This is a genomic window from Rhodospirillaceae bacterium, from assembly GCA_040219235.1.
GTDB lineage: Bacteria > Pseudomonadota > Alphaproteobacteria > Rhodospirillales > Rhodospirillaceae > WLXB01.
In genome coordinates this window covers 817,017-837,799 of record JAVJSV010000012.1, presented here as the reverse complement: position 1 = coordinate 837,799, position 20,783 = coordinate 817,017, and the positions used below count along the sequence as shown (strand labels likewise).

The window sequence follows — 20,783 nt, the reverse complement described above, 5'->3', positions numbered from 1 at the left end:
GCCCCAAGAGGCAGCGCTTAAACCCGTTGATAAAAGCTAAAGCGACGGCATCGCCCGTTGTAGGTTTTCCAGGGCGGCGAGGAACTGACGCGGATTGTATTCTTCATCTTTTTCGATCGCGGCATAGCAATCGTTTAAGACCCCGGAAAGCTCAATGTACTGAGCCCGGGAAATCATTTTATCGTCAACCATGGTCTGCAGCATTGCGGAGGCGGCCATCGTCGCCTGTTCGGCAGCGGCATAATCCACATATTCGCCGGACAGCCCCTCGTTCATGAGTCCAACCAGCAAGGCTTTTGTGTCCGCGGCTGTGAAGGTGTAGGCCGCGAGTTGATCAATAACGCCCTGGGTCGCTTCTTTCAGCTCTCCAGCTGCTTTGATCACCGCGTCATAACCTTGAAGTGAGGCTTGGTGCAGCGCTTTCGACTTTTCAGCGAGGCTGGTTGCCATCTCCGGGTCAACCCGCTTTAACAGCACCTGCATCATGATCAAATTGGCATCATAAATGCGCGGAATACCCGGACCAATTTCGTGGCTGTCCCGTGGCACCCACCTCACATTAGACATCGGGTGGTGGCAGGCATGACAATCAAAAAAGACAAGTTCGGGGAAAATACCATCCCGGTTACGGTTAGGATCAAGCATGGCATCTAAAAGGGAGTCTACGGCCACGGCTTGACCGATAGCCCAAACCTGAACACTCGAGATGCTTCCCTTACGCGCCCGGTAATCCTCATCCACTACAAAATGGCCCGGCTGCGTCCATGTGTACGTGTCGAGTTCAAACGCAAGACGCGGGTGGCCCGCCCCCATAATGCGATGGGTGATAAAGCGATCCTTAGTACCAAAATGACAGGATAGACATAACTTTGCCCGGGCAACGGGATCTTCACTTGGGTACAAACCCGCTTCAAGGTTTGCCGCATGATTTGCTTCGCCGGAAATATGGCGGCCCAGCCAGTTCACCGCACCACCGTGACAGGCTTCACAGCCAACACCATCTGAAATCTGGAATCCTTTCGCACGCCGCTCAACCGGCACATTATCAGCATGGCAGTCGAGACAAAGGTCAGCATCTTCCGCACGGCCTAAACCAAGATTCTTGGCAATGCGCTGCGACTCATCTGTCAGCAGAATTTTGTAAGCACCGGAATGCGGGTCTTCCTCTTCCCACATGATGTATTCATTTTGAAGAACCGTTGAGTTGGCCCACGGTTCCAACGCGCCATGACAACTGGAACCGGCACAAGAGGCAACACCCAAATGAACCTCGTCTGAAACGAATGGAATGTCGCGAGAATTCTGAGCGAACGCAGGATTTAACAAGAAAACAGCATATAAAGCCGACGTGATGGCAAAAAACTTCTTAGACACGAATTCCCCCCGGGTCACTGTCTATGGGCAATTATAACAGAACGTATACGAGGCTCAGCCTCAAGGAAATACTCCTTTTTTGAGTCTAACCCATTTCATATTGGCGTTGTCGCCGCGTTGTACTCGAAAAGGCCAACCGACTCTTCATTGCGATGCTTCGCTTTATTGTATTTTTCTGTCTCTTTGTCTTCCAGTCGCAGTCCCTTGGCTCGGGATTCCAGTTGAACAAATGCTGTGCGGTCTTTGCGGGCCTTTTCGTATCGCACAAAGGCTGACTCAAAATCGGGGCTCTCCGCAATACACCTGGCCAGAACGACACCATCTTCAATGGCCATCGCTGCCCCTTGTCCCATAAACGGTAGCATGGGATGCGCCGCATCCCCCAATAGAGTTACCGCACCTACCGTCCAATTATCCATGGGCTCCCGGTCAAACAGTCCCCATTTGAAACAGGCATTCGTTGGGGTGGATTTGATGATTTCGAGGATGCGTGGGTCCCAGCCGTCATACACGTTCAACAAGTCTGCTATCTTTGCCGGAATCGCCCAGCCCTCTTCAGCCCATTCGTGGGTTTGAGCAAGTGCGACAAAATTCAGAAGTGTGCCATTGCGAATAGGATACCATCCAAAAGACTTCTCAGGCGCAATGGCCAATCCGGATGACAGATCCATGCCGAATATGTTTCCATCTGCGATGGGAATAAGGCCGCGCCAGGCGACGTGCCCTGTAAAGTTAGGGTTGTCTTCGCCGAACAGACACTGCCGAATATTGGAACGCAGACCATCACAACCAATGAGCGCTGCACATTCTATTGTCTCTCCGGTTGAGAGCGCAGCCCGAACGATTCCTCTATCTTCGGACACACTCTTCACTTCAGCGTTTAGTGTAATGCTCGCTGAGTCATGACGCTGCACTTGATAAACCAAAGCTGCATGCAAGTCGGATCGATGGGCCTGGTAATAATGCGCGCCATATTTACGCAACGGCTCATCACCACGGTCGTTCTCGACAAGCACGTCACCCGTCTGAAAATGGATCACTCCTTGTGTACTCACAACGGTTGCGAATTCATTTAATGCACTCTTAAGGCCGACGCTCTCTAACGCCTTCGTCGCATTTGGCGACAACGTGATGCCAGCACCAACCTCTGAGAGTTCTTCGGCGCGCTCTAAAACGCGAACTTCTATGCCATGCTTTTGCAAAGCCAGCGCTGCTGTCAGGCCACCCAAACCGGCACCAACAATCACAACATCTTTACCCATGAGAGACTCCCGTTTTATTGGATGGCCGTTTCAGCTTTATGACTGGGTGACAATACCCTTCTAGGGGGCACACCTAAAGACAAGAGCTTGAGTTAGATTTGATGAGGAACAGCGATCTCATCGAGTGCAGTCGAGTGCAATAGACACCGTGCATTCGTAAGCTGTCGACCTTGTTTACTACTCAATCACGATTTGATGGTTCTGGCTCTATCTGAAGCGTGACACCGAACTGAGTTTCGATGTTACGCTTAGACAAATCGCCGCCTTCGCACTCCCCTTTGTGATCGCCTTGCTCAAGATTATCATTTGTTTCATTGGTACAAATGCAGACGAAATGTGTCGCACCTTTGATCGGGAACGGCACTTCATGCCAGGTTCCGACATGCATAACGAGACCGCCGGTACCATCGAACTCAAACGCCTGAATGGTGTTCAAGTTAGGCAGGTTCTCTTGGCCTTCCTCCCATGACCCATCGGCTTTGCGCGCGGTTGGCTTGCCCAATACCATGTAAAACGGCTTGCCCGAGAGGGGTATAAACGTCTGGGTGTGCTTGGTGTGATATTCCATCCACTTTACATTCAGGGGGCGCGGATTAAAGGACACGAGATTCAAGCAAAGGTCATCATTACCATGAAACGCTGCCGGTTGTGTGACCACGACATCGGTTCCGTAAAAATCAATCTTGTCAAGCACGCTGATGCCTGGCTCGCCGATCAGATAGCCATAACCTTTTAGAGTTTCCGCCGTCGCCTTGACGGGCTTAAGAACGCGCACCTCATTGCTCATAACAACCTCAGCCATATTTAGTACCTATCACTGCTTCGTAAGGTGGAGTTTGTCTCGTGCGGCTTTTGGACTCAGGACTTGACCTCCGAGTTCCTCTATGATGCGCTTTGCTTTCGCAACTAACTGACCATTTGTGGCCAACACACCTTTGGAAAGATAAAGACTATCCTCTAAACCAACTCGGCAATTGCCACCCAGCAACATGGCTTGTGCCACCATCGGCATCTGCGCCCGGGAAATTCCAAACGCCGCCCAATTGGCCCCGACAGGTAACATGGACCGCATCGCCATCATAGCCTCTGCCGTTGCTGGCGCACCACTGGCAATATCCAAGCAAAATTGGAACAGCGGCGGATCAGCAATAAGCCCCTCACGCATGAGCGTGAGCGCCTGTTGCATCTGCCCCATATCAAAGACTTCGAGCTCAGGTTTAACACCAAGTTCACGAGCTCGCTTCGCCATCCATCTCAAATCCATAAGGCGATTGATGACCACCGTGTCTTCGCCGAAGTTCATAGTGCCACAGTCAAGCGTACAAATCTCTGGTTTGAGTTCTTCGATATGGCGAAAGCGCTCCTCTGCCGGCACGATATCTGTGCCTTCTCCGGTCTTGCGGGGATCCATATCGGCCAATTGCATCTGGGCTCCCATACCGACCGTTAAGTTCAATACGATGTCAGTTCCCGACTCACGAATACGATCAACAACTTCACGGAAATGAGTCGGATCACGCCCCCCCTTGCCCGTGTCTGGATCACGAACATGAACGTGAACCACAGATGCACCAGCTTGAGCTGCCTCAACAGCGGCAGCCGCAATCTGCTCCGGCGTCACAGGGACATGCTCACTCTTGCCAGCAGTATCGCCAGCGCCCGTTAGTGCACAAGTAAGGACGACGTCTGTATTCATAAACAAATAACCCTCTGCTCGTCGGTAGTTGTGAAACTCAGAAAATCTCAAAATATCTTCGTCACAAAAAATGAAGATCGGCACCTTCTCAATAACTGCAGACTTCGAGTGTAGCCATCGCAGTTGCCCAAGTTTTAAGAAACGAAAACATCAGGGCTTCCAGAAATCGCTCAACTCAATATGCTAACATGAGCATTAAGGTTTTCTACAGTATGGATGTTTTTTGAATTGTGTATTGAGAACGATCTCAAGTTTGACTTGCAGCAAAGAACGAAGTAGCGGCCGCTTAACCTCGCCAAGAACCTATGCGACAATTTCTTCGATGACTATCGGCAATTTTTTGGTTCGCACCTAGGCTATCGTAAGAAACAAAGAGGCCGAAGTTCTAACTTTAGTTCGCTCTATTCTAGTCCAAGATTATAAGTACAGTTCCTTGGTACGGTCTGATCAATTACTCTGAAATACACGGTATCAAAGCAACTGACAGCTTCTGACTAGTGCCTATAGACAGATCACAGCCACTTTCTTTTTGCTACGTAATTGTTAACGCGATCTCTGAGCTCAGAAAAAGGCAGTTTTTTCTCCACCCATTCAGCGCGATGTGCGCCAAGTTCACTCACCCGCTGCTCCCACTCCGGACCAAACACATGATCCCGAAGAAAATCACGAAGTATGCGAGAGAGACCGGCTACTTTACCATCGGTCGAGACGGTAACCTGTAAATGCCCGCGCCTGAGAATAGCAGGCATATGAAAATCACAAAGGTCCTGTCGGTCATGAACATTCACAAATGCACCAATAGCATGTGAAGCCTTAACCATCTCATGTGTTTCAGGCTCCGGAATATCACAGACATAAACGAGACCAAACCGCGCCGTCTTGAAGTCCTCATCTGTCGGCAGACGATTGTACAAAGCCTCACCTGCAAGATCAGCGACCTCTTGCTCCGGTGCAGTCGCATAAGTAACAATATTACTCGCGCCGCTGGCCTGCAGCGTTCTCAATCGCATGGCTGCCGAAAATCCGTTGCCAATGACCGCAACAGGCATTGCAGATACATTCAGCATTAAAGGAAGCATTAGCGCACCTCTTGGAGGTGAGTCGCGATGTCGAGCGCCGCATATGTGAATATGCCTGTCGCGCCCGCACGCTTAAACGCTATCAAGGACTCAAGGATAGCCGTTGTCTTATCAAACAGTCCATGTTCAGCGCCAAGGCATAACATCGCGTACTCACCGCTGACTTGGTATGCAAACAAAGGAACATCTGTCGCCTGTGACACATTGCGTATGACATCAAGATAAGGCTGGCCGGGCTTGATCATGACCATATCGGCACCTTCCGCGATATCCAATCCAACCTCGCGCAGGGCTTCAGCAGAATTGGCGGGGTCCATTTGATAGGTTTTCTTGTCAGCGCCGCCCAAGGCAACAGACGACCCTACAGCGTCACGAAACGGACCGTAAAAACAGGATGCATATTTAACCGCATAAGAAAGGATAAGCATGTCCGGAAAGCCGTTGTCTTCCAATGCTGCCCTTATGGCTCCAACACGTCCGTCCATCATGTCTGACGGCGCAATCACATCACAGCCGGCAGCAGCCAAGGCTAACGCTTGACGCACGAGTACTTCGACTGACTCGTCATTGAGCACTTTATTTTTGGCAAGCAAACCATCATGCCCATGCGTCGTGTATGAGTCTAGCGCCACATCACAGATCACACCGATCTCAGGCACTTTCTGCTTCACAGCCTTTACGGCCCGGCAAATCAGAGAACCCGGGTTATAAGACTCTTCGCCCCCTTCCGTTTTGAGGGCGATATCCACCACAGGAAAAAGAGCTACAGCAGGAATGCCGAGACCCGCAGCTCGAGTTGCCACCTCGACAACCAAATCTATGGACAAGCGTTCAACGCCCTGCAGGCTCTTAATAGGTATTCTCTGATTCTTTCCCTCCACCACGAATAGAGGTAAGACCAGATCAGTGGGCTGAACGCTCGTTTCCCGCACGAGATTGCGAACCCAAGCTGACTGACGCACCCGCCGCGGTCGCGACGCCGGAAAGCTTGCCGCCGGTGCTGATTTTATTGTCGACATGTCAGGCCGCTTCAGGCATCGAAGATTTGATGCCAAGGTCTATGACGTTGTCCTTAATTGCATGGATCATACCAGCGCCGTTTGGGCTGGATGCAATCAAACGCTTCCCCCAAGAGAGCGCCATGTCGTCTAACAGGCGTGGATGAATTACGACCGCCTTAGCCTTTGACAAACTATTTTCCAGATTATGAGACTTGATGAGCGCTTCAAAAATCTGGAGAGAACGCGGTGAATAGAAGGGAACGATGAAGCGTGGTGTTGAACGGATCGCATCAATAACAACCTTAGTTAGCCCCTGTGTCGGCACCATATCGTAAACCACCTGCCGCACAATCCTGTCTGGCCTGTCTTTGGTTAAATCACGTGACACATTTTGCGCTGAGACATAAAGCGCTTTGCGAAAAGAGGCCGCATCCAGCACGCGTAAAAGCTGCTCTGCCGTTCCACCACCCTCAACCGTATCAAGATATCCTGCAGCCCGAGCTGCACCGGCTGTACCAGGACCAACCGCATATACCCGGAAATGTCGTGCCGCTGTTTTCCGCTCGAGAATATCTATGGCAGCTTGACTGGTAACAATCAGAGCATCAAAGTTCTGTAATCCTTGAGCAGACCAAGGAAGCTCAAGCAGGGACAGAACAGGGCAAGGCACCACCTTTACCCCCAGATACCCTAAAGCACATTGAAAGTCGGCGTGATACTGGGAAGGACGAACATTCAGGATCATGCGGACAATAAAACCTGGGCTGGCTCACGCAAGATAGCACCCATACGCAAGCCAATCTGTGCTGCATCTGCAGTAGAACCTTCAAGAGTATTGGACCATTCCTGCGCCCCATCTTCTGAGACGAGGGTTGCTGAGAGCACCAAACTCTGCCCTGTGACACGGGCAATAGCACCCATAGCCAGGGCATCTGGGTGCGGCAATGACTGAAGAACGGCGCGTTCAGCCTCCACCTCAGCAAACGTTTCGGAGTGGTTAATCAGCTGCAAAGCACGGCGTACGGCGAAGTTTTCAGAATGACAAATTATACCGATGGCCCCTTGCGCCGGGTCTGGGGGAAGGACATTCAATGGAAATACCTGACGCGCATATGCAAGGAGCCCTAACCTCGCTAAGCCAGCGTAGGCAAGAATAGTGCCATCTAAATCACGCTCACCCAACTGCGCAATACGCTCTTCGACATTACCGCGCAGCAAATCAAAATTGAGATCTGGTCTCAGGCGGCGGAGCAACGCCCGGCGACGAATTGAAGACGAACCGAACACCGCCCCTTTTGGAATAGCATCCAGATTTGCGTATTTAGGTGAAACGAGCACTTCTCTCGGGTCTTCCCTCTCAAGCGTAGCACCGATGATCAATGTCTCAGGTAACGCTGGTGCCATATCCTTCATAGCGTGCACCACGCAGTCTATCTCTCCGGCTGCAACGGCAGCATCTAATGTATCGGTAAAAACACCTCTACCCCCTAAATCTTCTAAGGATAATTTACGGTCCTGATCACCCGGCGTCTCAAACACAACAACTTCTATTTTGTCTTCCAGATCGGGAATTAAACGACACAACTCATGGCGTACCATGGCGATTTGGACCCGGGCCAACCGGCTAGGCCGCGTGCCAATCCTTAGCTTAGGCCAATTCATGAGATGTCTCCCTCAAACTCTGAATAGTGCCCAACACATCCACTAACGCATCAGCCAGTTCCTCAATCATATAATCAGTATGCAATGGTGTCGGGGTCAGACGCAGGCGTGCCGTTCCGGGTTCAACAGTCGGTGCAAAAATAGGCTGAACGTAGATGCGATAGCGCTCCATCAAAAGGCGCGCAGCTTCACGTGTCGCAAAGGCATTCCCAATAATAACAGGCACAATGTGAGACGCTTCATCGCGAAAGGAAACACGTCGACTCCGCAATGCCTGTTTGAGGCGTTCGACCTGACGCTTATGCATGTTGCGAAGACCGTCCGTATTACTACGGACATGCTTTATGGATTCCAGCGCTGCGTTGGCTAGAACCGGAGACAAGGCTGTTGTAAAAATGAAACCCGGAGCAAAGCTCCGAATGAAATCGATGCCTCGGCGAGAGCCAGCAACATAGCCACCCATCACGCCAAATGCTTTGGCTAAGGTCCCTTGTATAAAATCAATCTCATGATCAACACCTTGGGCGGCGGCAATACCTGCTCCTTCACGGCCATAGAGACCGACGGCATGTACTTCATCCACATAGATCAGAGCATTATGCCGCTTAGCGACGTCAACCATTTCTGCTAGCGGCGCTACGGTTCCATCCATTGAATAGACAGACTCGCAGGCAATGATTTTCGGACGCTTAAAATTTATACCTGAAAGCAATTCATCTAAATGGGCGACATCATTGTGACGAAAAATACGTTTCTCCGCCTTGCTATGCCGAATACCCGCAATCATGGAAGCGTGATTTTTTTCATCGGACAAGACAACCGCAGCCGGCAATCGAGACGCCAGCGTAGATAAGGCTGCCTCATTCGCAACATAGCCAGAGGTGAACAACAAAGCTGAGTCTTTTCGATGAAGTTCACACAATTCCTGCTCTAGTCGCGCATGGACATCATGAGTGCCTGCAATATTGCGTGTGCCACCTGCGCCAGCTCCGAATTGAGTAGCAGCATCATGCATGGCCGCTTCCACAACTGGATGCTGCCCCATACCGAGATAATCATTGGCGCACCACACCGTAACGGGAACCCTACGTTCTCCTTCATGTAGGAGCGCTTCTGGAAATGCACCCGGCACCCGTTCTAAACGCGCAAAGGTTCGATAGTGCCCCGCTGCTTTCAATTCATTCAATTGGGTCGCAAACACGCCTTCATAATCAACCACACCAGACAATTCAGAGGCTGCAGCCGTCTGCTCCGATTTAGGATGTGATAGCTCTACGAAAGACATATGCTAAGCCTTTACTGCGACTTGAAGGGTGGCCTCTTGTTGCTTTACGCTCACGTGATCAACCGCATCAAGAATATGTCTCAAGGCATGGTCTACGGCGGCTTCTACAGTGAGCATTTCCGTATCCAGGATGATTTCCGGATTCTTTGGCGGATCATAGTCTGCGGATACACCCGTAAAATCAGATATCTCACCCAAACGAGCTTTCTTATAGAGGCCCTTTGGATCACGTTGCTCACAGGTATCTACTGAAGCCTTCACATAAACTTCGTGGAAATTTTCTCCAATGATGGACCGCGCGGCTTGACGGTCTGACTCAGCAGGAGCGATGAAAGAAGTAATAACGACTGAACCATTGTCAGACATAAGACGCGCCACATGGGCCACACGCCGAAGATTTTCAGTACGATCATCTTCAGAAAATCCAAGGTCCTGATTCAATCCATTGCGGACGCTGTCGCCATCGAGAACAATGGTATGCACACCCAGATCAAACAACCGCCGCTCAAGTAGCGAAGCTATTGTAGATTTGCCCGAGCCTGAAAGCCCAGTAAACCAAAAAACGCCACCTTTATGGCCGAACCAAGCAGAGCGCTCACGGCGCGCAACTGCACTCGGGACAGGTGTTAAGTTTTGCGAAGCATCTTTACCTAATTTTTCCCCTGGACCAACGATGAGTGCACCGCCAGCCACAGCCAAATCACGTGACAAAACAGCTCTCGCCATGGGACTGTTATGGTCCGTATCAAACACAATGGTGGACCGAGCGACCAGCGTAACAGTGGCAACACCGTTACAGGGGATAGAATTCCCGTCATGATTTTCGAGGGACTGTAAGTCAACAACCGAATCTATAGCGGTAACAACCACTTCATGCTTTGCCGCCCCCAGCCGCAAGTTCACCACATCACCAAGATTGAGAGGGTCCACATGCAACCAGAATACCTGTGCCTGCACAGATGAAGCGGTCTGTGCCCGAGACTCTTGCGCCACCAGAAGGTCCCCTCGCTGGACAAACGCCGCCTGTTCAAAATTCAGTGCCACTGACTGTCCTGCAGTCGCAGAAATCTGTGACGTATCGTCACTCCAAGGCTGGAACTTCGCGAGTGTAAGCACACGACCGCTCGGTTGTAGAACCACAGCATCCCCGACCCGCAAGCTACCCGCGTCAATACGGCCAACCGCAATTCTGTTGTCACCCTCTTTGTAAACGTCTTGGACGCTCATCCGAAACGGTGCGTCTTTTATACTTTCTGGTTCAGGGAAGAGATCAAGCCCCTCTAAAATACTTGGCCCCGCGAACCATTGTGTTTCATCGCCATGATGCGCGACACCCAGACCCGCTTTGGCAGAGATTGGTATGATGAAGATTGGCGTTATACCGATACCAGATAGAAACTCATTAATATCGCCCGCGAGCGCTTTGAACTTGGCTTCGTCATATTTGACCATGTCCATCTTGTTAACAGCGACAATAACCTTACTTATGCCGAGGATGGTCAGCAGAAACGCATGACGACGGGTTTGCTCTGAGATACCCTCGCCAATATCGACCACCAGCACGGCCCCTTCTGCCGCATGAGCACCAGTCACCATATTACGAACGAACTCGAAATGCCCCGGCGCATCAATAATGACGTAAGGCCGCTTCTCGGTTTTAAACCACACCCGGCTCGTATCAACGGTGATGCCCTGGTCGCGCTCGAGGCGCAAGGAGTCTAAAGCAAACGCAAATTCATCTTCTCTATTTCGCCGCTTTGATGCGGCGTGAATTTCATCTGCTTTGCCATCACCCAGCTTGCCCGAATCATGTAGAAGTCGACCGATTAAAGTGGACTTGCCGTGGTCCACATGACCAACAACAACGATCGGATAAGGTTTTAAAAATTTAGTCATAACGTGGCCTTACAAGTAACCGCTAACGCGCAGTCTTTCGAATGCATCTTCGCTTTCGTGATCCATTGTTCGCCCGGCGCGCTCCGAGGTTTTGGTAGTTTCAAGCTCAGCGATAATGGCTTGAATGGAATCGGCTTCGCTGGGGACCGTCTCGGTGATTCCCTTTTCGCCTAGAGAACGGAATCGCCTGCCATTCTTGGCAAAGTATAAATCGACGACTGGAATGCTTTCTCGTTCGATATAGCGCCAAATATCAACCTCGGTCCAATTGAGAAGCGGATGAACTCTGACATGAGTGCCAGGTGCGAAATCCGTGTTGAATTGGTTCCAGAATTCCGGTGGTTGAGACCGCACATCCCACCCGTTAGACGACGACCTTGGACTAAAAACACGTTCTTTAGCGCGGGTCGACTGTTCATCACGCCGAATGCCAGCGATCAGGCCCTCAAATGCATAGCGGTCAATCGCTTGGTTAAGCCCTAAAGATTTCCGAGCGGCAACGCGAGCGCCACTTGGTAACGTTGGATCAGTAGCTTCTATCGGCGGACAATCGTCGGCAATAAGATCAAGGCCCCAAACATCTTTATACTTAGCCCGAAAGGCATAGGTTTCATCGAATTCCAAGCCAGTATCCAAGTGAATGACGGGAAATGGCACGCGACCAAGGAATGCCTTGCGAGCAAGCCAAATCATCACATTGGAATCTTTTCCCAACGACCAAAGCATACCGAGACGATCAAAACGATTTCGCGCCTCGCGCAAAATGTAAATGCTCTCGCCTTCCAACTGGGTCAAATGATCCATAACGTCCTCACGCAGTTTGTTTTCGTGCAGGTCTGTGAATGCCGCACTCTGTTTTGGAACGGCCTCGCCAACGGCCGGCCCTTATATCCTCATCATTCGCCACTGCTGTCGTGCAAGTGTAGCAACCAACCGACAGATACCCTTCTTTCTCTAAGGGATGATGCGGCAGCTCGTGCTTTTCGAAATAGCTGTTCAAATCCGTCTTCGACCAGCCCAGCAAAGGGCTTAGCACCAATCTGTCGTCTTGAATTTCAACCGGCTCCGCGCGCGTGCGCTCTTTATTTTGGAATCTTTTACGCCCTGTGACCCAGGCGCTGAAACCTTCAAGTGCTGTTGCAAGTGGCTCTACTTTGCGTATCGCGCAGCATCTATCAGGGTCTGTCGACCACAACGCACCTGAGCTATCCTCGTTCTTAAGCACTGCCGGACTTGGCTGAACTCGCCGAACGTTGGTCAGCCCCAGATGATCAGCTAGATTTTTTTGATATGTCCGCGTTGGGCCAAATATCTTGCCTGTATCGAGAAAGATGATTGGAACAGCCTGATCAATTTTTGACGCCATATGAAGCAAGACGGCTGACTCTGTGCCAAAGGATGAGACAAATGCTAATTCACCCCGGAACGCCTCTATTGCAGAAGCGACGAGATCTGCCCCGGAGATATCTTTGAACTTCAGCTTCGCCTCTTGAATAGTGAGTCCCATCATTTTGAGGTGGACCCAGACATCCGCAATTGCTCAACAAGGGTCAGTTTATGGTCTTCTGCCGATTGATAAGCCACCGTATAGGCAGACAGAGAGGCTTTGACCTGTTTAACGTCAAACTGTGACGGGACAACCACGGAAGAAAACCCACAGCGGATAAGAAAGAGGGCTTGGTCGGGAATAAAGTCTCCGCTAACTCTTAAGTCACCCGCAAACCCTTGCTCGCGGCGCAACTTAACGGCAGTAGAAAAAGGACGACCATCTTTAAATTTAGCGAACACCAATTCTATGAGTCCCAGAGTCGGTGCATACGAAACGATCTCCGCCGCATCGTCTTCGGCGGTCAAGCGCACCCCTATTCGCGAGAGAGAGTCTTTATCGATGACAGGCGCATGAGCTTTAAAATCAGTAAAGGACACAATAATGAAGTCCGAAGGAACCTCACCATTCCAAGACTCTACATCGCGCCATTCATTGGTCAGCTCTACGCCATTAATGTCAAGAAGCGCCATAGAGTCTCTCCTTGAACGGAGCAGGTCCCATACGGGCATGGGTTTGGGCAAAGGTTTCATTGTCCTTGCGAGCACTGAGATACGTGGCGATCACATTTTCGACAGCATCGACAATCCCGATTTCATCAAAACCCGGGCCTAAAATCTTTCCAACTGCAGAGTCTCCGTCTCCTTGTCCGCCAAGCGTAAGCTGGTAGAGTTCTTCACCTTTCTTATCAACACCAAGAATACCGATATGGCCCGCATGATGATGACCACAAGCATTGATGCAGCCAGAAATACGGATATCGAGGGGGCCAATGTTGTGCTGCTCATCAAGGTCAGAAAACCGATCGCTAACGGCCTGGGCAATGGGAATAGATCTCGCATTAGCAAGAGAACAATAATCCAAACCCGGGCAAGCAATAATGTCAGTGACAAGACCTATATTAGATGTCGCCAAGCCGAGTGGTCCAAGCTCTTGCCAGAGAGCATATAGGTCTGCCTGCTGCACATGCGGAAACACTAAATTTTGAGTATAAGTGACACGAATTTCACTAGAGCCAAAACGATCTGCCAGATCAGCGATGGCATCCATTTGATCCGCTGATGCATCACCAGGAATACCGCCGATAGGTTTCAAGGAAATTGTCGCGATAGCGTATCCTGGGATTTTGTGGTCGTGAACATTGGTCTCACACCACCGTCGAAATGATAGTGACTCGCTCTTCATCTGTGCAAAAATAGAATCGCCATCGTGCTTAGCGCGCGGAGTATGGGACTCAAACATCGCGCGGATGCGGCTTACTTCTGCTTCAGAAACAGGAAACAAGTTGGTATCTACAGATTGAAATTCATCTTCAACCAAGGCTGAAAATTCTTGAGCCCCAAGAGATTGCACAAGGATCTTAATGCGCGCTTTGTAGATGTTGTCGCGACGACCAAACCGATTGTAAACACGCAGGACGGCATCCAAATACCTCAGCAGGTCTTTGTAGGGTAGGAAGGGTCTTATCAAGGGGGCAACGATGGGCGTCCGGCCTTGGCCACCACCGACAAAAACCTGAAAGCCCAATTCTTCTTCAGAATTGCGGACAACACGCAGACCAATATCATGGAACTTAATAGCGGCACGGTCAGCATCAGCTCCGGTCACCGCAATCTTAAATTTGCGGGGCAGATAAGAGAACTCCGGATGAAAGGTAGACCATTGCCGAATAACTTCAGACCATATCCGTGGATCATCCACCTCATCATCGGCGGCACCGGCATAGGGATCAGCCGTTACATTGCGGATGCAGTTGCCGCTGGTTTGGATTGCGTGGAGATCCACCTCGGACAAGTCGTACAGAAGATCTGGGGTCGTACTCAGAGCCAGCCAGTTATATTGAATGTTCTGGCGTGTCGTAAAATGACCGTAGCCGCGGTCATATTTTCGGGCAATATAGGCAAGCTTCCGCATCTGATCTGATGACAAAGTGCCATAAGGAATTGCTACACGCAGCATGTAAGCGTGGAGTTGCAGGTACAGGCCGTTCATCAACCTTAACGGCTTAAACTGATCCTCCGTCAACTCACCGGCTAATCGGCGGCGTACCTGCTCTCGAAACTCGGCGACGCGCTGGTTAAGAAGAGACTTATCTATAGAATCATATACATACATGGCTCAGCCCTCAGAATTATGCGCGAGACGTGACTGATGATCCCCAACGGTCGGGCCGTGACTGCGAATACGTTCGCGCAGGCGGCTTGGCAAAACCGTGCCACTGGCGCCCACCTCTACGGCATAACTCTCAACCACATGATTGCGGCCCTCTGCGTCGAGGCCGATGTTCTGGACGCAATCCAGGTCATCATCAGTAACAACGCGCGCGTCAGCTACATTCACAGACCACTCATCTGTCTGTGTTAAATAAACAACAACACCGTCTTCAAGACGGTTGGCAGAAATAACAAAAGGCATTGCATTAACCCATTGGATGATGAACCCAAGCGAATGAGTCTGCCGGTCCAGCTTGGGTTTGATTGGAAATTGAAGAATCGATAACGGACTGATTCAATGCAGCCACAGCACCAATGATCAGTAAAGCAGGCGAGCCGATATCATTTGTGTGTAAATCAGATACAAGCGCAGCAAGCGAAGACCTAATATGTCGCTGTCCAGGTAAAGAGGCCCGCTCAACAACGGCGACTGGCGTTGCCCCAGAAACACCCTCGTTAAGCAGCTGGGAAACGATATCTTCAGCGTTAGAAATCCCCATATAAACAACCAAAGTGCGCTTAGCCGAAAATAGGTTAGCTAAATCTGGAAGCCCACCATCTAATGTATGGCCAGTCGCAAACGTAACTGAGGTTGCGACATCACGATGTGTCAAGGGGATGCCATGCTCCGTCGCGGCAGCCAATGCTGCAGTAACGCCCGGAATAACGTCTACAGATATACCTTGAGCGCGTAGGTCAAAGAGTTCTTCACCACCGCGCCCAAAAGTGAATGGATCTCCACCTTTAAGACGCACCACCCGTTTACCGGACTTTGCATCACGCACCATGCGATCCTGGATCACCTTCTGTGGAAACGCGCTGTAACCTTTACGCTTACCAACAAAAATGCGGGTCGTGTTTGGCTTGATATATGTGAGCACATCAGAACCAACCAAGCTGTCATAATAAATGACATCGGCTGACTCTATAGCCTTGAGCGCACGAACAGTTAAGAGATCTGCTGCGCCCGGCCCCGCGCCAACAAGCTTTACAGACCCGGCATAGCGTTCTTCACCATTATTGGCATGAGATACTTTTCCAGGATTAGTTATTGCATTCATTAAACGCGCTCTCACATTAAGGCATCAGATGCGCGCTCGATACAGATAGACAAAGACGAAAGAGAGTAAATTTCTCTCTCATGGTGTTTTAAGGGTTATATTTTAGGTATTTTCCCTTTTTTTCTATCATCTAATAGGATTATTTTCTCTATTTTCTCCGTCTAGATGTCAGGCCGTAATGAAAAACCGAATCAGCTCAACCTACGCCGGGTCGCCAACCGGCCAGAACCATCTTATGTATGGGAATGCGTGCCATCGGTCTGAAGCTATCGATTCAGAAGCAAAAGAAGAGGGTTCCGTTTCCTGGAAATTTAATTGAGCGTCAGCATTCTCCATAAACGCTTGAAGTCCTGTTTAGGGTTGTCACGATGGGTCTGATAGATCGCGTATGCATTTGAATCACAGTTTGGCAACACTTCGAGCGACCAAAGCGGTCTGATCTCATTGGGCAAGAATGAATAACGAACATCAATAATTCGATTTACAGCCTGAGGATCGAGCGCAACAAAACCCTTACTGAAATCTCTAAACCGTCTAATGTCTTCTGCCTGTTGGGTGTTGGCCTCTAGCCATGGCAAGTCTTGCGAGAGGTCAAGTTTAGAAACCGAGACGCCGTCATATATACGTGGGGCTATACCGACCCGAACAGCGTCTACGTAAAATCGTTCATCTACTTCATATATCGTTTTCCAAACCAAGATATTTGCAAAACTTGGTTTAACTTCAAGCCGGACTGGTAAATGTCCGCGAGAGGCTGCGATGTGCTCCGCCATGGCCTGGGCCGAGTTATGTTGTAAGGCTCCCAATGATAGGTATATGAAAAACCAACACATTGCGGCGTAAGCGAATATCCGCGTTTTGCGCAATGCCGATGCTAAACACAAGCAGACGAATGGCACCGTAAACAGCGGGTCTATAACGGGCACAAAACTCCAAGAAATACGATCTTCACTGAAGGGCCAAAATAACATGGTGCCGTAGGACGTTGAGGCATCAAGCAGTGCATGTGTTCCGTATCCTAGTGTGCAGCAAACAAAGATCTGAAAAAAGGATAGCTGCCACCGCCGTCCTAATGTGTAGTAAAGCGCCAGTGCACAAATAAAACCACCGACAGGTATGAAGGCCAACGAATGCGTAAAATGGCGATGATATTCCAAAAACATTAAGGGGTCTGTTGAGGACCTGATAAACACGTCTAAGTCTGCGGCCATGCCGGAAGCAAAGCCGAGCACGCCAGCAATTCCAACATTTTTAACTTTGGTCGGTGTCGCCTGCGCGAGAGCAGCGCCCAATGCGCCTTGTGTTAAAGGATCCATATTTAGTAATTTCCGCCTGCAGATACTGAGATAATGTGGCAACCCTATTCCAGAAAGCGTTGGTTAATCAGGCGTCATTGATTAAAGTGAAATTAAACAGTTGTAGAGTAAAAATTCTTCATCCTCACAACCGGATAGTGAACCACGGAGCACCAGCAAGATTTGAACTCTCCTCTTAAAACAGTCATTTCCGCTGTCGGTCGATCCGGCACAACCATCATTCATAATCTGCTCCTTGAGATTTACGCTGATCTTTATGGCGATGACCATGATCAGCTTTATGAGCCTTTTCTTTGGGACAGCGCTGCGCTGCGGGACTACCCGCGCATAGCCTCACAAGAAAAGCGTTTTGGTGACATGGATAGCATTAGCTCAGAAGGGGTGTATTGCCATACGGCACTTCCACTTTTCATAGATGATGCGACCGACATCAGCATCCCAAGTAATTTACCAAAGTACTTACTATCGGATTCTAAACGGCCACTGATTGCAAAGTTCATTCGCGCCAATGGGCGCCTCCCGCTTCTTGATCAGCTTTACCAAAAAGCACGCTTCATTGTGCTCATACGCAATCCATTAGATGTCGTGAATTCTGTTGTCACGCGATTCTCATTTTTTGGTGAAGAGAATCACAAAAGTGACTTTCCGCGATTCTTAGAAGAAATCAAAAGTATTTTTGGTATAGCGTTACCTGCAACCGCCCTTGAGCTTCCGGTGGCCTACAAAGCTGCTCTTTGGTGCCACTTCATGAATTTGTTTGCCGTACGGCATGCACAAGGTAAAGAAAACTACATCATCGTCGCGTACGAGAATTTTAGGGAAAACAAAGAAGTTGTTGTCAAAGATATATGTGCTCATATAGGCGTGCCATATAAAAATACTTATGCGGAAGCAACACTCTCCACAGTCGGTCGCACAACTGGAGGACAACCCAAACTGACTAAATCTGATGTTGAATCCATCATGCCTTTGTTTAATGAATATTGGGCCTTGGCAAGCCAAGTCAGCACGCTTACAGCCTCCACATTAAATCAAATACTCACCCGCTACGCCGACAACAACCTGCCCCCCTCACCCCCACCCGAACGTGGATTTGGCTGGTCTCCCTTGAGAGCAGAAGGACACATCATCAAGCTACAGGCAGAGACCTTCATACAGCAGGCCAAAACACGCAATCGGCTTTCAGAAATACAACACTCATATCTAGCATCACCTCAACTGGCCAAATCAGATTGGCGCATTCCAATTAGTGTGATCGTTACATCTTTCAATAATGCGACAACCTTGGAACAAGCCGTAAAAAGTGTCTGTCAACAAAGTTATCTTCCTCAGGAGATCATCATTGCTGATGACTGCTCGACAGATCAAAGCCGCGATATCATTAACACGCTCACGGCTTCAAATAATCTGATCAAACCAATTTTTAGAGACAGCAATATTGGTGTTTCGGCGAACCGGAACGACGCCATCAAGCAGTGTCGCAATCCCTTTATTTGCCAACTCGATGGTGACGATGCCTATAGCCACACTAAGCTTGAGCGAGAAGCCTATGTTTTAATGGGCAGTCAGGACCATGTTGCATTCAGTGACACAGAATACATGGGCTCTAAACCTACATATTGGGATTGCAGTTGGTTGACCGCATTGTCAGGTAACGCCGCAACGGACGGCATGGTTTCTCGCCGCAGCCCTTTGCCCCGCGACATGCTTATGGCTAAGGAATTGTTCTTTGCTGCAGAAGGTTACCGTGAGAACTGTTCCATATATGAAGACTGGGCCTTCAAAATTCGCCTCACGCGGGTCGCCAAAGACTGGCGATATTCTGGCGGAACCGGCACGTTCTATAGACCAGGTGGATTAAGCCAATCCGGTACAGAAAAATTAATGGATGCCGCACTATGGGTCTTAAGCTCAGACGTCACTGATATACTACATGAGGCAAATGTACTACCTGCCGTCTATGAAGGACTCTTGAATCTTCTGAGAAAAAAATACAATCACACACCGCTCCAGAATGCTCAGACCAGGGACTTAATCGCTGCAAAAATTGACTCGTTCCTTAAAGAAGTAAACTTAGATTTTATTCAAAACAAAGAAAATAACGCTGCAACACAGGCGATAAAGAAAGCTGAGTTGCTAGTGAAAACTATTGAGCTATCTATTCCACAACCTCTAAGCGTTTCTTGAGTCATTATGACCAGAACATTTTTACAGAAAAAGATACTTATTCTTTATTGCTCAACGTTTGACCCTAATCTCACTCATAGGGCATCTACTTCTATCTATGGCTCAAGTTATCTTCGCGCAGGCATCCAACCTGTTTTCTTAGATATCGCTGAAAAAGGATCAACTGAAACGGCCCTCCACCTTGCAAAAGATCCGGACGTTATCGCTATTCACTGCGAGCAAGGCTGGGGCCTCGATCTTCAACTCCCGAATAGTGACATGTCACTTTTTGACATACTCGACAAACCAGTCGTGACTCATATACGCGACCATCCTTTCTGCCCTTGGCTCCTGCCTAAGATAACCGCCGCGCCGCGCCGCGCAATTCTTGCCTTTACCGATGGTGATGCGGTGGAATACTGCAAGGCTGCAGGGCTTGCTGAAACAAAAACTCTACTTTTTGAGCCACATATTTATCTCCCTATCAACCTCGGCCACGTCGAAGAGACTAAAACGCCGATGAGAGATAGAGATTTTAAATTTCTATATGCTGGCACCTATCAACCGCCAGAAGATGCCAGGTCTGCGTATCTAAAAAACTATAATGATTTCTCACAAGCTTTCGATGCTCTTGTGGAAACGGCATTGCACTCAGACGGGGTTGCGTTATGGCAACAGGGTCAAGAAATCGCAACTGACCTAAACGTTTTTGAATCTTTAACAGCACCTTCTTTTACAAACCTTCTCTTTCAAGCAAATCAATTTATACGCCATGAAAAACGCCGGGTTTTACTTAAGAGGTTTGCGAAGTTTCCAATGCATTTGATATGGAGAGGGCCATTACCTGAATTTTCCTTTCATCCCGACACAACGGTTGCTGAACCCACAAATTTTGTAGAACTTAATCAACTACTGCAGCGATCGCGAGCAATGGTTATGAGCTTAAATAACTTCCAAGCAAGTTTAAGTGAACGCCTCCTCAATGCCATGCTGCACAGCGTGAGCGTATGGTGCAGCCCGACACCCTTTATGAAAAAGCACTTTGAGCACAACAAAGACTTTATTGATTATTCTGATGAATCTATGACAGATGATCAAATATCCGATTTGCTGCACAACACCGCATATTTGGATGAGATCTCAAACAATGCCCAACCTAAAGCGATGAAGTTCAGTCCGGATCAACATATCACTCGCATGATTGATGCAATTGAGAAAGTCTAGAA

19 protein-coding genes are annotated in these 20,783 nt (G+C 49.4%); 2 read left to right on the top strand and 17 right to left on the bottom strand.

All coding sequences use genetic code 11. The features are described 5' to 3' along the window. Positions 1 to 36: 36 nt before the first annotated feature. The 17 genes from RIC29_14095 to RIC29_14015 form a co-directional block, all read right to left on the bottom strand. On the bottom strand, positions 37 to 1,374 hold the full coding sequence (locus tag RIC29_14095) for a multiheme c-type cytochrome (protein ID MEQ8736053.1): 1,338 nt from the start codon (positions 1,372 to 1,374) through the stop codon (positions 37 to 39). A 95-nt stretch (positions 1,375 to 1,469) separates the two neighbouring features. After that, the gene (locus RIC29_14090) at positions 1,470 to 2,636 is read right to left on the bottom strand and encodes an FAD-dependent monooxygenase (protein ID MEQ8736052.1); all 1,167 of its coding nucleotides are present in this window, start codon (positions 2,634 to 2,636) and stop codon (positions 1,470 to 1,472) included. 181 nt (positions 2,637 to 2,817) lie between these two features. Further along, positions 2,818 to 3,438 carry an ureidoglycolate lyase gene (locus RIC29_14085; protein MEQ8736051.1) on the bottom strand — a complete coding sequence of 207 codons (621 nt, stop codon included), beginning with the start codon at positions 3,436 to 3,438 and terminating at the stop codon, positions 2,818 to 2,820. A 12-nt stretch (positions 3,439 to 3,450) separates the two neighbouring features. Continuing rightward, entirely contained in the window at positions 3,451 to 4,332 is an 882-nt protein-coding gene (locus tag RIC29_14080) for a 3-keto-5-aminohexanoate cleavage protein (protein MEQ8736050.1), read from the bottom strand. 512 nt (positions 4,333 to 4,844) lie between these two features. Beyond that, positions 4,845 to 5,411, bottom strand: a complete 567-nt coding sequence (locus RIC29_14075; GenBank protein MEQ8736049.1) for an NAD(P)-dependent oxidoreductase — start codon at positions 5,409 to 5,411, stop codon at positions 4,845 to 4,847. Then, positions 5,411 to 6,430, bottom strand: coding sequence for a porphobilinogen synthase (gene hemB / locus RIC29_14070; GenBank protein MEQ8736048.1), 1,020 nt, complete (start codon positions 6,428 to 6,430; stop codon positions 5,411 to 5,413). The genes RIC29_14075 and hemB overlap by 1 nt, the downstream gene beginning before the upstream one ends. A gap of 1 nt (position 6,431) precedes the next feature. Then, a complete protein-coding gene (locus tag RIC29_14065) occupies positions 6,432 to 7,157 on the bottom strand; it encodes a uroporphyrinogen-III synthase (protein MEQ8736047.1) in 726 nt (241 codons plus the stop codon). After that, on the bottom strand, positions 7,154 to 8,074 hold the full coding sequence (gene hemC, locus RIC29_14060) for a hydroxymethylbilane synthase (protein MEQ8736046.1): 921 nt from the start codon (positions 8,072 to 8,074) through the stop codon (positions 7,154 to 7,156). Before hemC ends, RIC29_14065 begins: the two co-directional genes overlap by 4 nt. After that, complete coding sequence (gene hemA, locus RIC29_14055) at positions 8,061 to 9,359, bottom strand: 5-aminolevulinate synthase (GenBank protein ID MEQ8736045.1); 1,299 nt, start codon at positions 9,357 to 9,359, stop codon at positions 8,061 to 8,063. The genes hemC and hemA overlap by 14 nt, the downstream gene beginning before the upstream one ends. 3 nt (positions 9,360 to 9,362) lie before the next feature. Next, on the bottom strand, positions 9,363 to 11,255 hold the full coding sequence (cysC, locus tag RIC29_14050; protein MEQ8736044.1) for an adenylyl-sulfate kinase: 1,893 nt from the start codon (positions 11,253 to 11,255) through the stop codon (positions 9,363 to 9,365). Positions 11,256 to 11,264: 9 nt separating this feature from the next. Beyond that, a complete protein-coding gene (cysD, locus tag RIC29_14045; protein MEQ8736043.1) occupies positions 11,265 to 12,059 on the bottom strand; it encodes a sulfate adenylyltransferase subunit CysD in 795 nt (264 codons plus the stop codon). 7 nt (positions 12,060 to 12,066) lie between these two features. Then, entirely contained in the window at positions 12,067 to 12,765 is a 699-nt protein-coding gene (locus RIC29_14040) for a phosphoadenylyl-sulfate reductase (GenBank protein MEQ8736042.1), read from the bottom strand. After that, complete coding sequence (locus RIC29_14035; GenBank protein MEQ8736041.1) at positions 12,762 to 13,274, bottom strand: DUF934 domain-containing protein; 513 nt, start codon at positions 13,272 to 13,274, stop codon at positions 12,762 to 12,764. Before RIC29_14035 ends, RIC29_14040 begins: the two co-directional genes overlap by 4 nt. Then, a complete protein-coding gene (locus tag RIC29_14030; GenBank protein ID MEQ8736040.1) occupies positions 13,261 to 14,916 on the bottom strand; it encodes a nitrite/sulfite reductase in 1,656 nt (551 codons plus the stop codon). The genes RIC29_14035 and RIC29_14030 overlap by 14 nt, the downstream gene beginning before the upstream one ends. A 3-nt stretch (positions 14,917 to 14,919) precedes the next feature. Next, on the bottom strand, positions 14,920 to 15,216 hold the full coding sequence (locus tag RIC29_14025) for a DUF2849 domain-containing protein (protein MEQ8736039.1): 297 nt from the start codon (positions 15,214 to 15,216) through the stop codon (positions 14,920 to 14,922). Between the two features lie 4 nt (positions 15,217 to 15,220). After that, positions 15,221 to 16,075: a uroporphyrinogen-III C-methyltransferase gene (cobA, locus tag RIC29_14020; GenBank protein MEQ8736038.1), complete on the bottom strand. Its 855-nt coding sequence runs from the start codon at positions 16,073 to 16,075 to the stop codon at positions 15,221 to 15,223. Between the two features lie 311 nt (positions 16,076 to 16,386). Beyond that, positions 16,387 to 17,391, bottom strand: a complete 1,005-nt coding sequence (locus RIC29_14015) for a metal-dependent hydrolase (GenBank protein ID MEQ8736037.1) — start codon at positions 17,389 to 17,391, stop codon at positions 16,387 to 16,389. A 162-nt stretch (positions 17,392 to 17,553) separates the two neighbouring features. On the opposite strand from RIC29_14015, the gene RIC29_14010 reads away from it, so the two are divergent. Both RIC29_14010 and RIC29_14005 read left to right on the top strand, forming a co-directional pair. Further along, on the top strand, positions 17,554 to 19,578 hold the full coding sequence (locus RIC29_14010; GenBank protein ID MEQ8736036.1) for a glycosyltransferase: 2,025 nt from the start codon (positions 17,554 to 17,556) through the stop codon (positions 19,576 to 19,578). Between the two features lie 6 nt (positions 19,579 to 19,584). Then, positions 19,585 to 20,781, top strand: a complete 1,197-nt coding sequence (locus tag RIC29_14005; GenBank protein MEQ8736035.1) for a hypothetical protein — start codon at positions 19,585 to 19,587, stop codon at positions 20,779 to 20,781. Positions 20,782 to 20,783: the final 2 nt, after the last annotated feature.

Coding starts and splice junctions, on each gene's coding strand:
- hemB (MEQ8736048.1), bottom strand. CDS start 6,430: ATGTCGACAATAAAATCAGCACCGGCGGCAAGCTTTCCGGCGTCGCGA.
- cysC (MEQ8736044.1), bottom strand. CDS start 11,255: ATGACTAAATTTTTAAAACCTTATCCGATCGTTGTTGTTGGTCATGTG.
- RIC29_14090 (MEQ8736052.1), bottom strand. CDS start 2,636: ATGGGTAAAGATGTTGTGATTGTTGGTGCCGGTTTGGGTGGCCTGACA.
- RIC29_14065 (MEQ8736047.1), bottom strand. CDS start 7,157: ATGATCCTGAATGTTCGTCCTTCCCAGTATCACGCCGACTTTCAATGT.
- hemC (MEQ8736046.1), bottom strand. CDS start 8,074: ATGAATTGGCCTAAGCTAAGGATTGGCACGCGGCCTAGCCGGTTGGCC.
- RIC29_14040 (MEQ8736042.1), bottom strand. CDS start 12,765: ATGATGGGACTCACTATTCAAGAGGCGAAGCTGAAGTTCAAAGATATC.
- RIC29_14005 (MEQ8736035.1), top strand. CDS start 19,585: ATGACCAGAACATTTTTACAGAAAAAGATACTTATTCTTTATTGCTCA.
- RIC29_14025 (MEQ8736039.1), bottom strand. CDS start 15,216: ATGCCTTTTGTTATTTCTGCCAACCGTCTTGAAGACGGTGTTGTTGTT.
- RIC29_14085 (MEQ8736051.1), bottom strand. CDS start 3,438: ATGGCTGAGGTTGTTATGAGCAATGAGGTGCGCGTTCTTAAGCCCGTC.
- RIC29_14035 (MEQ8736041.1), bottom strand. CDS start 13,274: ATGGCGCTTCTTGACATTAATGGCGTAGAGCTGACCAATGAATGGCGC.
- RIC29_14075 (MEQ8736049.1), bottom strand. CDS start 5,411: ATGCTTCCTTTAATGCTGAATGTATCTGCAATGCCTGTTGCGGTCATT.
- cysD (MEQ8736043.1), bottom strand. CDS start 12,059: ATGGATCATTTGACCCAGTTGGAAGGCGAGAGCATTTACATTTTGCGC.
- RIC29_14015 (MEQ8736037.1), bottom strand. CDS start 17,391: ATGGATCCTTTAACACAAGGCGCATTGGGCGCTGCTCTCGCGCAGGCG.
- RIC29_14080 (MEQ8736050.1), bottom strand. CDS start 4,332: ATGAATACAGACGTCGTCCTTACTTGTGCACTAACGGGCGCTGGCGAT.
- RIC29_14030 (MEQ8736040.1), bottom strand. CDS start 14,916: ATGTATGTATATGATTCTATAGATAAGTCTCTTCTTAACCAGCGCGTC.
- hemA (MEQ8736045.1), bottom strand. CDS start 9,359: ATGTCTTTCGTAGAGCTATCACATCCTAAATCGGAGCAGACGGCTGCA.
- cobA (MEQ8736038.1), bottom strand. CDS start 16,075: ATGAATGCAATAACTAATCCTGGAAAAGTATCTCATGCCAATAATGGT.